Annotated in this window: 12 protein-coding genes, 2 tRNA genes and 1 riboswitch; of the genes, 3 read left to right on the top strand and 11 right to left on the bottom strand. The window is 49.1% G+C overall.

All coding sequences use genetic code 11. The features are described 5' to 3' along the window. Positions 1-465 precede the first annotated feature (465 nt). The gene (locus ACLUYS_RS06060; RefSeq protein ID WP_412659382.1) at positions 466-1,053 is read left to right on the top strand and encodes a xanthine phosphoribosyltransferase; all 588 of its coding nucleotides are present in this window, start codon (positions 466-468) and stop codon (positions 1,051-1,053) included. Positions 1,054-1,255: 202 nt separating this feature from the next. Here the strand turns inward: ACLUYS_RS06060 and ACLUYS_RS06055 are convergent, their stop codons facing one another. The 4 genes from ACLUYS_RS06055 to ACLUYS_RS06040 all read right to left on the bottom strand — a co-directional run bounded on the left by ACLUYS_RS06055 (position 1,256) and on the right by ACLUYS_RS06040 (position 9,097). Beyond that, complete coding sequence (locus ACLUYS_RS06055; protein ID WP_412659381.1) at positions 1,256-2,098, bottom strand: DUF3737 family protein; 843 nt, start codon at positions 2,096-2,098, stop codon at positions 1,256-1,258. Between the two features lie 306 nt (positions 2,099-2,404). Beyond that, positions 2,405-3,388 carry a hypothetical protein gene (locus ACLUYS_RS06050; protein WP_412659380.1) on the bottom strand — a complete coding sequence of 328 codons (984 nt, stop codon included), beginning with the start codon at positions 3,386-3,388 and terminating at the stop codon, positions 2,405-2,407. Positions 3,389-3,468: 80 nt separating this feature from the next. Then, on the bottom strand, positions 3,469-6,483 hold the full coding sequence (locus tag ACLUYS_RS06045; RefSeq protein WP_412659379.1) for a S8 family serine peptidase: 3,015 nt from the start codon (positions 6,481-6,483) through the stop codon (positions 3,469-3,471). Positions 6,484-7,012: 529 nt separating this feature from the next. Further along, the gene (locus tag ACLUYS_RS06040; protein WP_230268185.1) at positions 7,013-9,097 is read right to left on the bottom strand and encodes a sodium-translocating pyrophosphatase; all 2,085 of its coding nucleotides are present in this window, start codon (positions 9,095-9,097) and stop codon (positions 7,013-7,015) included. 327 nt (positions 9,098-9,424) lie between these two features. Here ACLUYS_RS06040 and ACLUYS_RS06035 point away from each other — a divergent pair. Beyond that, positions 9,425-9,501 (top strand) — tRNA-Glu (locus ACLUYS_RS06035). A 356-nt stretch (positions 9,502-9,857) separates the two neighbouring features. Here the strand turns inward: ACLUYS_RS06035 and ACLUYS_RS06030 are convergent. From ACLUYS_RS06030 to ACLUYS_RS06010, 5 genes are all read right to left on the bottom strand, one after another. After that, entirely contained in the window at positions 9,858-10,049 is a 192-nt protein-coding gene (locus ACLUYS_RS06030) for a hypothetical protein (protein ID WP_412659378.1), read from the bottom strand. 174 nt (positions 10,050-10,223) lie between these two features. Next, a complete protein-coding gene (locus tag ACLUYS_RS06025) occupies positions 10,224-11,027 on the bottom strand; it encodes a tyrosine-protein phosphatase (RefSeq protein WP_230268187.1) in 804 nt (267 codons plus the stop codon). Between the two features lie 1,143 nt (positions 11,028-12,170). After that, a tRNA-His gene (locus ACLUYS_RS06020) sits at positions 12,171-12,246 on the bottom strand. 308 nt (positions 12,247-12,554) lie between these two features. Continuing rightward, on the bottom strand, positions 12,555-13,022 hold the full coding sequence (locus ACLUYS_RS06015; protein WP_230268188.1) for a pyridoxamine 5'-phosphate oxidase family protein: 468 nt from the start codon (positions 13,020-13,022) through the stop codon (positions 12,555-12,557). Between the two features lie 85 nt (positions 13,023-13,107). Beyond that, a complete protein-coding gene (locus ACLUYS_RS06010; protein WP_288876714.1) occupies positions 13,108-13,758 on the bottom strand; it encodes an ECF transporter S component in 651 nt (216 codons plus the stop codon). Positions 13,759-13,832: 74 nt separating this feature from the next. Next, a riboswitch (FMN riboswitch) is annotated at positions 13,833-13,948 on the bottom strand. 203 nt (positions 13,949-14,151) lie between these two features. On the opposite strand from ACLUYS_RS06010, the gene ACLUYS_RS06005 reads away from it, so the two are divergent. Continuing rightward, positions 14,152-14,397 (top strand): hypothetical protein, encoded by a 246-nt coding sequence (locus ACLUYS_RS06005; RefSeq protein WP_230268190.1) that lies wholly within the window; start codon positions 14,152-14,154, stop codon positions 14,395-14,397. 241 nt (positions 14,398-14,638) lie between these two features. On the opposite strand, the gene murB is transcribed toward ACLUYS_RS06005, so the two are convergent. Both murB and ACLUYS_RS05995 read right to left on the bottom strand, forming a co-directional pair. Continuing rightward, positions 14,639-15,511 carry a UDP-N-acetylmuramate dehydrogenase gene (gene murB / locus ACLUYS_RS06000; RefSeq protein WP_230268191.1) on the bottom strand — a complete coding sequence of 291 codons (873 nt, stop codon included), beginning with the start codon at positions 15,509-15,511 and terminating at the stop codon, positions 14,639-14,641. 87 nt (positions 15,512-15,598) lie between these two features. After that, positions 15,599-15,778, bottom strand: a 180-nt coding sequence (locus ACLUYS_RS05995) for a hypothetical protein (RefSeq protein WP_412659377.1), incomplete at its 5' end; no start/stop codon positions are given.

Below are 15,778 nucleotides of genomic sequence, written 5' to 3'. Positions count from 1 at the left end.
CTAAAGGTGATTTGATGCGTTTTGGAAGTCATTTCCTTAACGCTCACTTAGAATATCACGTCCTGCATTTTCACGCAAGCTTTATTTGTGAATTTTTCTAAGAATTTCACATTGCCGTTTTTTTAACGGGAATCCCGCTTGCAAACAGCTTGTACTTTATACCTCTTTAGAGCGCAGTCCGTCAACCAAAAAGTTCTGAAGGCGTCAGAAAAGAAAATTGAAATAGTAAATTCCAGTCTGCTGATTTTTTGCTTCTGGCTTTTTAAGCGGTCAAAACATGTTTTGAAGCCAAAACGCTATACCATATAACCAACAGACAAAAGACAGAATATGACGGATTGAATCCAGGATTGCAGACGGCTGCTGCGAAGATCTGCTTTTCTTCGCTCATGCGAGCCTGTATTCGCAGCTGGATCCGTTCATTCAGACAGAAGCAGTTGACTCTGCTCAGTAAGGAAACGTTATATGGATCAGCTCAAAGAGACAATTCTCGAAAAAGGAAAAATTCTTTCCCCCTCGATTTTGAAAGTCGATCAGTTTCTGAATCACTGCATCGACACCGAACTGATGGATGCGATTGGAAAACGTTTTGCAGACTGTTTTGCCGGTCATGGCATTACAAAAGTCATTACGATCGAAAGCGGCGGAATTGCGCCTGCGCTGATGACCGCGGTTCATATGGGTGTTCCGCTGATCTTCGCCAAAAAAGCTGTCCCCTCCACCATGACAGATCCCGTCTTTGTGACCGTCCACTCCTTTACGAAAAACATGGATTATACCCTCTGCATGGGACGTTCCCTCATTGCGCCAGGAGATCGTGTACTTTTCATTGATGATTTTCTGGCCAATGGACAGGCCTTTGAAGGTATCCGCACGCTGCTCGAACAGCAGCAGGCTGTTTTAGCCGGTGCTGGCATCTGCATTGAAAAATCCTGGCAGCCTGGCCGCCGCATCGTGGAAGAAGCCAGTATTCCGTTATGTACGCTGGCTTCCATTGCTTCCATGTCTCCAGAAGAAGGAATCACCTGGAATCTGGATCACGAAACGTGCTAAGCCGGTTTCGTTCTTCGTTTATCCGCCCGGCGGAAAGCCGATGTGAAAAAATCGTTTTATGAATTCACCGCAGAATACAAACCGCGCTCTGTTCGATGACATGCTGTCCATCGACAGAGCGCGGTTTTTTATGAATTCTGACAGCGGGATAGGGATGAAATTTTGGTTTCTCCGTATGTATTCAGTGAAGGTCGTCTGTGAATTATTCCTGTGATTCGGTGAAAACGACTCTTCCCTTAGCTTCATCGATATCGTAGATCAGTTCGCCGGCAGCCGGAACTTCGATCGTTCCGGAAAGCGGGTTTTTGATGCTGTCAATCGGTTCGGTCAGCGTCGCCCGAACGTCCGAACGCTCAAAGGCGAGATCGGTATCCACCATGCGGCAGTTGATCAGCTGAAGGTTCTTGCAGTAGCAGAGCGGCTGGGTACCGATGATTGTGCAGTTGATCAGCGTCAGGTTTTCACTGTACCAGGCCAGATATTCGCCTTTGATCACGCTGTTGCGAACCGTGACATTTTTCGAATGCCAGAACGCGTCTTTCGTATCGAGATTGCAGTCGTCGAGGGTCGCGTTTTCCACATACTGGAACGAATACTTTCCATGAAGCGTTACGTGATCAAAAAGAAGATGGCTTGAACGCATCATGAAGTATTCCGCTGTGACTTCCGTATCGAACATGATCATCGAGCGAACCGACCAGCCAAATTCCGGCGAGTTCACCGTGCAGTCGGAAATGCGGACATCCGCACATTCACATACGGCTTTAATTCCGTTGAGCTTGCTGTGGTCAATCTGCACATGATCCGCATACCAGAGGGCAGCCCGGCAGTTTTCCGTCAGTTCTGCATTTCGGATGGACAGATCTGTGTCGTGCCAGAACGGATAGCGAAGATTGCAGTAGCAGTCTTCCACCTGAATGCGCTGGCATTCTTTCAGTGCGCTTTCTCCGTCGGCCGGTCCATCAAAGCGGCAGTTTTTCAGAGTCAGATCATGAGCACCGTAAAAGGCTCTCTCCTGATCAAACGTTTCATTTTCACAAATCATCGGGTTTCGATCCTTTCCATATATGTTTTTTTCTGTATATGTTTTCGCTTTGCGTCTTATACATATGATGAATAAATAATTGTTTTTATTCATTATCCTGATTCGCAGCCATTATACGCCTCTCCATAGTTTTCCTGCAGTTCAAGCTCCTGATCCAGCCTGGGCCATCCAGAATTTGAAGGTTTTCTGTTGGAAACCGAGATGTACTGTCGTTTCTCCAGAAGAGCGCAGAAAAGGACAGATTCAGCGTTGCCGGGGCGCTTTGTCTGTCCTTTGGTTTTATTGCCTTTTTCAATCCGCCATTATTCAGGCTGCCTGCCGTTTTAACGCATCAAGCTGGGATGCGTCTGGCGTTTTTCTCAGGTTCAGAAGACGCTGATGAAGCTGACGGGCTTTTTCATTCGTATCCGTCTGGCTTTCGGGTTTTAAAACCAGGGATCTGGCCTGCTCAGCCAGTTTCTGAAGCGAATCGAGAGAAGAAGAAAAGTCTGCCGGATTCAGCTGTTCCGTTTTGTTTACAGCTTCTTTCAGCAGTTCGACATAGATCGGCTGAACTTCAATCTGTACATTCCGTTCGCTGACATACCGGCCGAGCAGTATGATCGTTTTTCCTTCCCGTGCATAGACGTAATCTACGCCTGCATTCAGAGGAGCCAAGGCGCCTTCGATTGTGACCGTTATGGTTTTGGGCAGCGCCCAGCCATCTTCTGCCTCCAGATTCATTACACAGTCGCGCCCCGTCTCATGTTCTCCGTGAATACGCAGACTGCAGTGCTTCAGGCTATCCGGGCTCAGAGAAATTTCGCCAACCCCGTCTTTTACAGCATGGATCACAATTCGCAAAGCGTGACCGCTCATCTGGTCTGCCGGGATGGTCAGTTTACCCGTCTGGCTCGCATAGGCATAGGCTGTCGAATCCAGAAGCCGGCTGTCCATATAGACGGAAATCTGGCTGGGCAGTTTATAGCCGTTCTTTGCCTGCACCTGCATCGCAAAGTCCGCATTTCGTATCGCCGTTTGTTCCTGCGGCCAGCTGACGGCATCGCCTTCCAGCTGCAGATCCATTACATCCAGAACACCCTCGGCTTCCAAAGTCAGTTCGCCCTCGGTAAGCAAAGACGGAAGGAGCACAATTTCACCGGTCGAAGGATCATACGCATATTGATCGGAAGGAACCGAAACATTGTTCTTTTTTAGTCTCACGCCTGTCGGCAGCGTATACGAAGTATCGGCTTCCAGTACGATGCGACAGGAACCGTCTTCCTGCTGATTTTTCGAGGCAATATGCACGTGTATCAGATTATAGGAAATATTTGCCGCTCTGGATACCGTCAGACGATAAGCCGTTTCGTTTCGGGCATAGTCGCCAATTACGACGGTATACGAACCTTCTGAAAGATGGTCTGCCGGAAGCGTAATGGTCTGTGTCTGGCCAGGCTCTGCCGCCGTATCCGGCGCGGCAATGGCGGTCGTTTTTCCATTTTGATCGACGAGCGCGCCGCTGCTGCATAGCGGTTGTCGCGAACCCTCAGTTGGATTTCATCAGACGAAGCCTGTGCGCTCTGCAGCTGGGGGGCTTCGTTATCGAGCGTGAATGGGAATTCAAGCTTCATGCCAGGCTTTAATGTGCCATTCAGCGCTTTTTCCTGAAGTTTCAGCACGTTGCCGCCTTCGGTATATTCCGTAATGGCCGCGGTGGTAAATACGTAAGGCGTGTTTTCGGCCAGACCGTTTGTCATCGTCGTATTGACGAGCCGCTGCGTATGGGTCTGATCGTTCCAGTTCGTCTGGGTGCCGTTCAGTGTGGTATAGGGTTTGGAAAGATTAACCGAATACGTTCCATCCTGATTGTTCAGCATCAGCTGGCCGTCTGCAGTAAAGATCATATGGCGCAGACCGCTGATGTTTCGAACGGAGGAGAACGTTACGTCCACAAAAGTCTGATCCGAGTTCATCGCCGAGCGGGATTTATCTTCCGTGCCTTCTTCCACTACATACGGATTGCCCGCGAGATAGCGGGATTTCTTCGTGCTGGTGGAGGAAATTTTCAGCATGTTCGTATGGATGCGGCCATCCGGATCCCGTTTCACCACATAGGCAGTTTCATCTGGATCTTTGGCTGAAAAATACAGGGAAACATTTTCGAAAATACCCGGTTCTTCCCAGTCGCCGAAAAAGCCCAGGATCGGAATGGAATAAACGGTCTCGTTTTCGAGATACGTGCCGGCACTGCTGCAGGGGCGAATCGTCACATAGCCTTCGATGTAGGCACCTTTGGGCGTTTCGCGATTCAGTCTTTCCTTTTCTGCAGCAGAGAGCGCATACGTCAGATTGAAGCCGCTCTTCGCGCCGTTTTTGAGTGTGTAAACCTGATTGGCCTGGGTGTCCGCTTCCAGATCCATCGGGCGGGTGGTCTTGAGCAGGTTTCCGTGCTCGTCGACCTTCTGGGTAAAGAGATGCTTTTCTACCTTGAAGTGAATGTCGCTTGTTTTTTCGATTCCTTCCAGATAAATACGGGACAGATAGCTGCCGGTACGATCCTTATCGTCCTTGAGTTCAATTTTGACTTTGCCGTCTTCTGCAGAATCGGTTGCCGACGGATCCATGGAAATCAGAAGCTTTCCATGAACCGCCTGATCAATGCGGACTTCTCCAGCCCCCTGCTGCAGAACCGGCAGATAATTGCCGTCCTCATCCTTCATTGGAATCGCGGTCGACATCAGAAGCGAATTTTGAAGAAAACGTTTGCTTCGGCCAAGTTTTGTGGTGAGATCCTGCTCGTTAATCCAGTGCGACAGAATTCCAGCCATGCCCGCTACAGCAGGCGTCGCCATCGAAGTACCGGCCCGGTAATCGTATCCGGCATTCGAAGATTCACCGTTGCTGGAAAGAATCATGACACCCGGAGCACTGACTTCTGGCTTGAGTTCCAGCGTTTCCGGAATGCCCCAGGAACTGAACGAGGCTGCGTTCATGCGCAAGGACGTCTTACCGGACTGGTCTGTCTGGAAGGAATCCGGGTCAGAAGCCGCCACAGCAAGAGTATTTGTATACGTTCCAGGCGAACCGTCGGTCGAAAAGGAAATATCACCGGGTTTAAGCTTTCCGTTCAGGTTCGTGCTGTCGGCCCAGTTGCCGCTGTTGCTGGACGCGGCACAGATGACGACATCTTTCTCCTTCAGATGATCGAGAATATTCTGGTAGCGCGGATCGCTGCTGGTGCCAAATCCGGCGGAATTGCTGGAAAGGGACATATTGATCACGTCACAGTCCAGCGTGATCGCATCTTCGATTGCCGCAAACAGTGTGGATTCACTGCCGTTGGCATTTTGACCGAACACTTTCATCACGAGAATCTGTGCATCGCTCGCATATCCCTTCATATACTGAGATTCGATAAAACTGTTCCCTTTTTTGATCAGGGAATTGGCGGCAATGATTCCCGTGACATGCGAGCCATGATCGATATTGCCAAGAGCGTGGCTGGCGTCGATCGTTCCGTCCGCATAGTTGTACTGGAACGGAATCTTGTCCGAAATATACAGGCGGTTCAGATTTGCACTGCTTTTGTCGCCGTCCTGCAGATGAAGCGAACTCATTACCGCTTCAATGTCGCTGGACTCCATAAGATCCAGACTTGCCTTATAGTCTGCCGCGTTCATATGGTTTTGCTGCGCTTTACGGGAGAGCGATTCATTGAAGCAGTCGTTATTGAACACTTCATGACTGGCGTTCAGACCGGTGTCCAGCACCGCGATACGCGTACCCTGACCGCTTTCCTCGTTCAGAGCCTCGTCGTTGATTCCCGTTACTTCACCGTTCGTTCCGCCAGTCTGAGCCGATCCAAGATCGGCCGGCTGGGTATCTTCCGCTGGATAAATTTTCTGCTCAACCGTCACCTGCCGGACAAAGTCCAGAGACTGAATGTTCTCAATCTGACTGGTCTGAACTTCGACGCTGACGGCACTTGCGCTCAGATCCAGACGGGTGAGAATGTCGAGCGGCTTGTCGTTCTGGATCTGACGTTCAATCTGACGAACATGCTCATCCTGACGTCTGCGGATGTCTTCACGAAGCGCGATAATATCGGGATCCGCCGGATCCCAGTCTTTCCCCTCCATGATTTCCATTACGCACGGATCCGTGAATTCAATCAGAACGCGTGCGGTTTTCATATTCTGAACGCGGACTGTCCCGGAATCTGCCGGATACTGTTCTGGAAGATCGTAAACGTCTTCGATCGGCTGCGCGCTGACGATATATGAACGGTCATTTTCCGAATCTGCCGCCGCTGCGGGAACAGCCAGTCCGCAAAAGCTCACGGCACCGGCCAGAAGCACGGAGAGCATCCGGCCGGTCAAGTCGGCTGGTTTATGCAATTTCATTCCTTCTTTCCCCTTTCTTTTCTTATTCAGGCAAAACACGTTTTGTTCCGCTTCGAACAAGTCATTTCCCATTTCAAGCTCCCTTTTCGATCGATTCTATTCGCCCTGAAGAAATCGTCTGGAAACAGAAAAGAGGTTTTGCCGACTGGATTTCCTTTACTCTGAGCGGACAAAGCCGTTCAGCTTGTACGCTGCAAGATTTTCCTTTCGGCAAAATGACCTGTATGGTTACCCGAATCCGCCAGACCGTACAGTCTTGCGTCTTCTGAATCTCATCTTAGCAAGAAGCACGTTTCCATAAAGCGGACTGTTGAAAATGAAATTTACTTGTTTGATTTTTCTTTTCCGCGTTTTTGATCAAATCTAATCCGAATAACGTTGCACTCTCAGCCGCTTTGGCGCCCGGGTTCTCGGTCGCTTCCTTTTTTCTGCAGACACCTTTGCTCAAAGTGCCCGGCTTTACGAAAATGGGTACATGCAAAAAAGCCGCCCTCGCTTGGAAAACGGCTTTTGCGTTTTAGAGAAAAGATTAGTTGAACAGGAAGCTGAGCCATGGCTGTATCTGTACCAGTACAGGAGCCAGAATCAGAGAAATAACGGACATCAGCTTAATCAGGATATCCATGGCAGGACCAGCCGTATCCTTGAACGGGTCGCCGACGGTATCGCCGGTAACCGCAGCTTTATGCGCCTCGGAACCTTTGCCGCCGTGTTCGCCGGATTCAATGAACTTCTTGGCGTTATCCCAGGCACCGCCTGCGTTTGCCATGAAGACAGCCAGCATAATCGCAGAAACCAGAGCGCCCAGCAGCATGCCGCCAAGACCTTCGCATCCGAGAAGAAGACCGATTACCACCGGGCTGACCAGAGCGATCAGACCAGGCAGAACCATTTCATGCAGCGCAGCTTTGGTAGAGATATCTACGCACTCAGTGTAGTTTGGCTTGCTTGTTCCAGCCAGAATGCCTGGATCATTTTTGAACTGAGCACGTACGTTTTCGATCATCTTGTTGGCAGCGCGTCCAACGGAACGAATGGTCAGCGCGGTGAAGTAGAACGGCAGCATCGCACCAAACAGAAGAGCAACAAGAACACCAGGCTGGAGCAGAGAAATTGACTGAAGGCCAGCAGCCTGTGCAAAGGCAACGATCATAGCCAGCGCGGTGAATGCAGCAGAACCGATGCAGAAACCTTTACCGATTGCAGCAGTAGTGTTTCCAACAGAGTCGAGACGGTCCGTAATCTTGCGGACTTTCGGATCGAGTTCAGCCATTTCGGCAATACCGCCGGCGTTATCGGAAATTGGGCCATATGCATCAACGGAAACGGTAATACCGCAGGTAGAGAGCATGCCGACAGCGCCAAGACCGATTCCATACATTCCGGAAAACAGATACGCCACAACAATACCCAGAACCAGAACTACGACAGTCAGCATGGTGGATTCCATACCAACGGAGAAACCGGAAATAATGTTTGTCGCATGTCCAGTTTCGGATTCCGAAGCGATTTCCTTAACTTTCGGGTATTCATCCGAAGTGTAGTATTCCGCGATTTTTCCCAGCAGCATGCCGACAACAAGACCAACGGAAACCGAGAAGAACTGCGATACAGATCCGAACAGCCAGAGAGAAGCAATAAGAGACGTGATGATTTCAATAATAGTTGCAACGTATGTTGCGATGTTCAGAGCTTTCTGAGGATTTTCCCAGGTTTTCATACGAACGAATGCCTGAGCAAGGATGGCTGCGACAATACCGGCAGCCGCAATAACGAACGGGAAGATCGTAGCCTGTGCAGCATAGGAAACGCCGCCGATTGTTACGGTAAGACCCAGAGCGATACAGGAGATCAGAGAACCTACATAGGATTCGTTCAGGTCAGAACCCATACCAGCAATGTCGCCTACGTTATCGCCTACGTTGTCCGCGATAACCGCCGGGTTGCGCGGGTCATCTTCCGGAATACCGGCTTCGACTTTACCAACCAGGTCAGCACCAACGTCCGCCGCTTTTGTATAGATACCGCCGCCCACACGAGCGAACAGCGCGATCATGGAGCAGCCAAGAGAATAGCCAGATACTACAGGAACTGCCTGTTCCGGTTCGCCAAATACGAACGTGAACAGAAGGAAGAGAGCCGTAAGGCCAAGCAGACCGAAGCCGACTACACAGATACCCAGAACGGAACCGCCGTTGAAGGCAACATGCAGAGCCTTTGGCATTCCGCCGGAACGAGCCGCTTCTGCGGTTTTCGCATTGGCTTTGGTTGCGGCTTTCATACCGATGAAACCAGCCAGACCAGAGAACAGTGCGCCGATCACGAAGCAGATCGCACCGCTCCAGCCAACACCGTCAACACCCTGCAGCGAGGGGATGAAGCCCAGGGCTGTCAGTACAATAGCCACAACGACTACGAAAATAATGATGATTTTGTATTCGCGTTTCAGAAACGCCATCGCGCCTTCCTGAATATAGGAAGACAGATCCTGCATTCTCTGGTTGCCGGAGCTTTCTTTTTTCACGGAACCATAGAGTGTGGCAGCGTACAGAAGCGCAAATGCAGAAATGATCATGACAATGACCAGGATCATTTCCATACTTGTGTTTTGCATACGTCAAATTTCCTTTCTTATGAACGTAACCGCTTTCAATGATAGCAGAATTGGGGTTGTTCAAAAGATGAATGTCGATGTTTATCCATTTTTCTTCGTTTTTTTCCCACATTTTCACCGTATTTTTTCCTTCCCTGTTTTTTCGTGAATTCCTCTTTCAAGTTTGCAAAAATTTCCAGCAAACCTGACCCGGAAAATGGCAAAAATGAATATGGCATATCCCCATAACGCTTACATTTTTAAAGGGCCGTACATCTTCCTGCACACAGCCCCTGTTCTTTTTTTCTAGCTATTTTCGACTGTCTGTGATAGATTAATTAAGCAAATGGCGCGTTCGGCAAGCGGTTGAAGCCACAGCCCTCTCAAGGCTGCATTCACGGGTTCAAATCCCGTACGCGCTGCCATCGAATACTTACCCCTTTATCCAGAATGGACAAAGGGGTTTTGTTTTGGTGCAGGCGGCTGCTGGTACTGCAGTTCCCATTCATGATTTTGCTTCCATTGAATAACCGTGACGGATTGGACCGATCTCGAGTCGACAAACGCCTGGCTTCTTTTGTTCATAAGGCGATTCTGAAAACAGCCACGTATTGATTTATCCAGTGATCGAATCAAACAAGTTATCCGCTCAAACAAATGGGGAGCCTTCCGTTACGTCTTTTCACACGATCAATGGCTTGAGTGTGTGGCGGATTTAAAGCAGAACATCCTCGATATCGTGCTCCAAAAAGAAAAGAGCCGCTCAAGCGGCTCTTGCAATCTATTTCTTAACGGCAACCTTCAGGGACCCGTCTACTAATGTCTGAAACAGTTTATCGTACAGCTTGTCTTTTTCTTCAATGTCAGCACGCGCATCGTCTCTCAGTTTAAAAATCCAGTTTCGGGATTCACACATACCCACGGCATTACTTCTTTTTTCCAATTTTGCTAATTCAGGATCATAAGCGCGCATAAAGGACCTCCTCGAATACTCTTTTAACTGATCCTTTTCTATTATTGTTTTAACGGTACAAAACAGAGAAGTCACCCACTGCTCGTCCTTCACAGGCTTCAGATAACTGATCGCTGTATTCTTCTTTCACCTCAGCGGGAATTCGAAGCACAGAGTTTATTTGCTGTCTACCCGCTAATCCATCAGATACTTCTTTTGCAGGTTATGCAGGTCTTCTTCAGTAAGGTCAAGCCCCTCTTTCAGGAACGCGTCCCAAGAACTGTAATGTTCCTGAATCGAGCGGTCAAAAGCTTCAAAGTAGGAACGGTGCGCAAAGAGATAGCCGGCGATTTCATCGTCAGCGAGAGCCTTGCCTTTCTTAAAGACCGCCGACGCTAACATGCGGTCTCTTGCCGCGTTTTTGCTCATGTACAGATTGGTCTGCAAATAGTCAGTCAGAATCGTATCCATATCTACGCCCAGCGCATATTCAATCAGCGCCGCGCCAATACCGGTCCGATCCTTGCCCTGCGTACAGTGCCAGACCACACCGCCATCCGTTTCCAGAAACACCTTAAAGAGAAGTTTCCATGCTTTTCGCGCATCTTCCGACCATACGAAAGACGCGTAAAGCTGTTCCATCATATTTCTGGAATTGGAGAGCGCCATCTTTAACAGATGTTCATTGCCGCCAGCGAGTTTTCGAAGATCCATTTCGAGAAATACGGGATCTTCCACCAGCTGTGCGCCTTCAACCGGTTTATCTGGTTCCGTATTGCGCTCTGCTCTGGATCGCAGATCCACGATGCAGCCAAGTCCCAGTTCTTCGAAGGTTATGCGATCGAGTTTGGAAGCGTGAGAAAGCTTAGCGGATCGAAAAAGCTTTCCAGGCCGAATCACTCGACCATCCTTTCCAATCATTCCGCCAAGATCGCGGCAGTTCTGAATTTTTTCGAACGGAAGATGTACGGATACTTCCGTTAACAGTTCTTCTTGCATTGTCAGTCCCCTTTACTGATCGAATTCAAGTTCTGACGGATTCAAAAAATACAATGAAGGCATCAGACTGAATGACTTCATACTATTCCTTTTTCCAGAAACAGACGCCTCATTTGTCCAGAGCGTAAGACAAATGTCATCAAAGAAAGGATTTTGAAATTCACAGAAGAACGCTGAATCGAGAGCAGTCCCAATGAAAAAGCCTGCCGGTTCGACAAGCGGATTTTGCACTCTTATGCAATTCAAAATGAAGGGGAACAGGACTGAACTTTTAATCGATCCTGTTCCTCGATTCCAATCCCGAATTTATGATTCCCATTTCACGTCCAGACAAACGAACTGCGCTTTTCTTGACGCTGCTGCAAATACAGCTGAAACCTATTCAGTCACCCGGAAAACGATTCTGAGCCGAAAGCAGCGACCTCTCGACGTATCGCCCTGTCCAATGGACCAATGCCAGCAAGGGAATGACACCCTCATCTTTCACATGTCATCCAGAGTATCTATTTTTCGCTGTGCCCCTGGCACCAGAAAATCCAACTCTTAGCGGGCGGCAGATTCTGCTGCTCGAATCCGACATATCAGATCTCCGGTTTCCCGGATGAGCTGCCCCGGCTCTTGACTGGTATTTCCTGCATGAACTGAAGACCAGTTCAGACAGAGGCAGGATTCTTTTCACAGAGCGTCTATTGCGAGCCGGTGATGATCGGTACCTTTGTTTCAGGCTGGATCCAGCATGTTCAGTGCGCTTGAAGAGTTTCTCTTCTTCACAGATGACATTGCTGCCGTCCGATCGCATCCTCCAAAACGTATCCGTATTGGATTTTACGAGCATTCACCTGAACTCCCGGCAGCATGACACCCCTCTGCACCGGGTTAGTTCGTTTGCACGGATCTGAAACAGTTATTTAACTTACACCTATATATCTATACCGATTATGCAAGAAATTCAGCATGCATATTCGCTATTATTGATTATTTCTTTTTCCTTACACTTTCCGGCAATCCGACCCGCACCGAATCGCTTGTGTCTTCCAGGATGCGCTCTGGAAAAAGAGGAGTGGATAAAAAAAATCCCCTGCTCTGGAGCGAATCCGCTTTTGAGCAGGGATATTTGAAAGGTTAAACCTTTATGTTTGCATATGGGGCGGCTGACGCGATTCGAACGCGCGCATGACGGAGCCACAATCCGCTGTGTTAACCGCTTCACCACAACCGCCATTTGGAATGCTTGGTTATAATACCTGTGGCAAAGAACAATGTCAACTTTTTAACTTCAATTTGTTCATTTAAGCAATTCGTTAAATGAACAGCTGTTTCGTGAGGCTTAAGCGCCCTTCTATACTTGGCTTTTTACGTTTCCGAAGCGTTCCCGGCTATTTTTCAGAGGGCGCCGGCGACCCGTAGGAAACAGGCTGCCGGAGAGATCCGCCTTTTCTGCATGAAAAAAGGCAGACCCTTTGACTGGATCTGCCGGTAAATCGAATAGAGCGGCTTTGTGAAAAGCGGCTGTCTGGAATGAACGAATTAGTCGTAAGGTTTGTAGACCGCTTTTTTCTCATCGAAGTTGATGAAGATCTGGTACGCGTTGCGGTTTTCGTCTTCATCCCAGATTTCCACGAAATGGGGTGTTACTTCCACGAGAATCTCGGTGTCTTCATGCGAGTAGGCATTGTAGGACTGCCAGAGAAATTCTTTATATTTCTTCTCGAATACACGGCCTTCTTCTTCCACGACCAGACCCGTGATTTTGGCGGTGCCTTCTACCTGCGTACCGTTGAAGCACATAGCTACGCGCGGGTTGGCATACAGCTGCTGAGTCTTGCGGAAATTCTTGTCGGTCTTGAAGTAGATTTTGTCGTTGTAAAACAGGCAAGATACATTGCGCACCATTGGATAGTTATCCACGCAGCTTGCCAGAGCCATGATTTTCCAGTCGCCCAGTTTGGCGCTGTATTTCTCTACGGCGGTTTCAAAGCCCATTTCTTTTTCCATTGATTTTCTCCTTCCTGCCTTGCGGCTGGATTTTCTTTTTGTTTGTGGGTGATGAAAGGAATTCGATTCCTTGGCGGAACCTTCTTTAGATCACGTTGATCACAGCCAGGATAATGATGGCCAGAGTAAGAATCGCAAAGGTGCCGACTGCGCCAGCCATCTTGTGACCGGTGATCTCTTCTTCTTCCCGCTTGCCCAGCGCCCCCGATTTGTGAAGAGCGTTGGAGACTGGCTTATAGACCAGAAGCAGAATGCCCGCATTGATCAGCCCCTTGAGGAAGTTGAACAGCGCGATAGCGGGCAGAAGTGTCACCACTGCCTCTCTTGGCATTCCAAAATAGATCGGATCCATGATGTAGTTCCAGAGAAGCATGACCACGATCTGTACCGCAATACCGGCGCAAAGGCCGACAAACGCTCCGTTTTTGGAATGCATCCGCTTGTAGACGACAGCGGCCGTGCATGCAAAGGCACAGCTTGAGAGGACGTTCATAAGCCAGTCGATTATATTGCCGCCGCGAAAAAGCAGTTCAATTGCCGAAGAAATTGCGGAAACGATCATCGCACTGATCGGACCAAATAAAAATCCCGCCATGCCGATGATGACATCCTTGGCATCATAGGTCAGAAACGAGACGGACGGTACCAGCGGAACGCGAAACAGCAGCGTCAGAACGACAGCCAATGCGCAGAACAGAGCCAGTACGGTCATTTTCTTTGTACTTATTTTTTTCATATTGCACCTCCTGTTACAAAGAAACCTGCTTTCGCCATCTTCCAGGTCTTATGCACACAGAAAAGCGCACAAAAAAAGTTCTTCTTTCATCCAGACTTTAACTGTTGCTGCCGGAGTTTCACACGGCTCGGCCCGAAGGTTTGCGGAGTATACCGCCAGTAGGGAATTTCACCCTGCCCTGAAGAATGGTTTGCATATACAATTATAAAAAAACAGAAGAGTCAGTCAATCTAGTCGTCCCTTTCCTTTGACATAAGGCAAAATGACTGGAAAAGAAAGGCTTTCACAGCCAGATTTGCGATCTTCACAAGACCGTCGCAAACCGATTGCGGTTGTCTACTGTCCATTTCTGGAGGGAAAGTCCAAAGCAATGCGAAAGAAAAGGAGAATTCCATGCCTGCTGCCAGAAAGAAAATCCAGAATCCCGTCAAAGGCGCAAAAAGCGTCTTCATCCCCAGCGGTACCTTCACATACGACGATCAGATTATCACCGTTCTGATCTCGGCCAAGACCGGTGAAGCCGCCTTTGAAATCGACGGTCAGCGCGTTGAAGATCCCGAAATGCAAAACAAGCTCGTGGAACACTTTTTGTCGATCAACAAGCCGGATCATAAATCCTCAAAGCCTGCTGCCAAATAGCCGATAAAAACGCCGCTCCGACGTAAAGCGCCTTCTGACGCAAACCGTCGTCACAGCGAAACGGCCGCAAAATGATACGAAAACAAAAACACGTCTGAACCTTTCGGATCTTTTCTCCGATTGACAGTGCAGACGTGTTTTCTTTCTGTTTGCCGCCCGCTTCTTCCTGCTTCAGAGGGCGGCTCTGCTTTTTTAAGTCCTGTCGTACAACGAATCGGGATACAGGATCTTGCTCCGATATCTATCCGTTTTTGCAAATGTAGTGGACTTCGAGTTCGAGATCGATGCCTTTCTGTCTGCGCACTTCGTCCTGAACGAGCGCAACCAGTTCCAGGAATTCCTTGCATGTCGCCTGATCTTCGTTGATCAGAAAACCGGCATGCTTCGTGGATACCATCGCATCGCCGACGCATTTTCCCTGCAGACCGCATTCCTGAATGAGCGCGGAAGCGTAGCCTTTTGCCGGACGCTTAAACGTGGATCCGGCGGACGCTTTGTCCATCGGCTGTTTGGAGTGGCGGCGATCGTGCAGATCATCCATACGGGCTTTCACGTTTTCCGGACGGTCTTCTTCAAACTGCAGATCCGCGTAAACCACAATGCCAAAATGGTCGGTAAACCAGGAATGTCGATAGCCAAGATCCAGTTCCTGGGCACTCTTTTCGTGCAGGACGCCGTTTTCATCCAGATAGCCAACGCGGACGAGGATATCCTTGTATTCCCCGTTATAGGCACCGGCATTCATGATGACTGCTCCGCCGACTGTACCCGGAATCCCGCTCGCAAATTCAAAACCGGTCAGTCCGTGCCTGGCGAGATAATCCGCCAGCTCTTCATTGGTGGTGCCGGCCAGCGTCCGGACGACGCCGTTTTCTTCTTCCTCAATACCAGAGAAGGCTTCGCCTAGATGAATAATCCAGCCGTCATAGCCTTCGTCTTCAAAAAGAACATTGGATCCGTTTCCCAGAACGAGAAGCGGCGCCTGGGCTTTCTTATTTTCTTCGAGAATCTCCTGAATCTGCGCAATGGTTTCCGGTTCATAAAAACGTGCAGCCGGGCCGCCGATCCGCAGCGTTGTCCAGTTTCGAAGCATTTCATCGGTTTTGTATTCCATCTGTTTTCTCCCCTGTGTTTCAAAGATCCTTCCGTGCGGAGCATACCTCCACATTCGGATCCTGTTTTCGCTTATTTGTATTATCGGTCAGAACCGTCCAGCCGTGCATGGTCTGGCTTCTGCTCCGCTCGCATTCACTCTAACAGATTCACAATCGCAATCAAAAATATGAACCGCTTGAGCCTTTCCGCCGTTTTCTTGTCCTTTTTTATTTTTTTGTAGTTTAAAACTGGTCCAAAAAAGCGAAAATCGGATTTGAAAACTGGG

It is taken from the genome of Allobaculum sp. (assembly GCF_047010065.1).
Taxonomy (GTDB): Bacteria; Bacillota_I; Bacilli_A; order Erysipelotrichales; family Erysipelotrichaceae; genus Allobaculum; species Allobaculum fili.
Note: the sequence above shows the minus strand (reverse complement) of the source record. Positions and strands in the feature narration are given on the sequence as shown.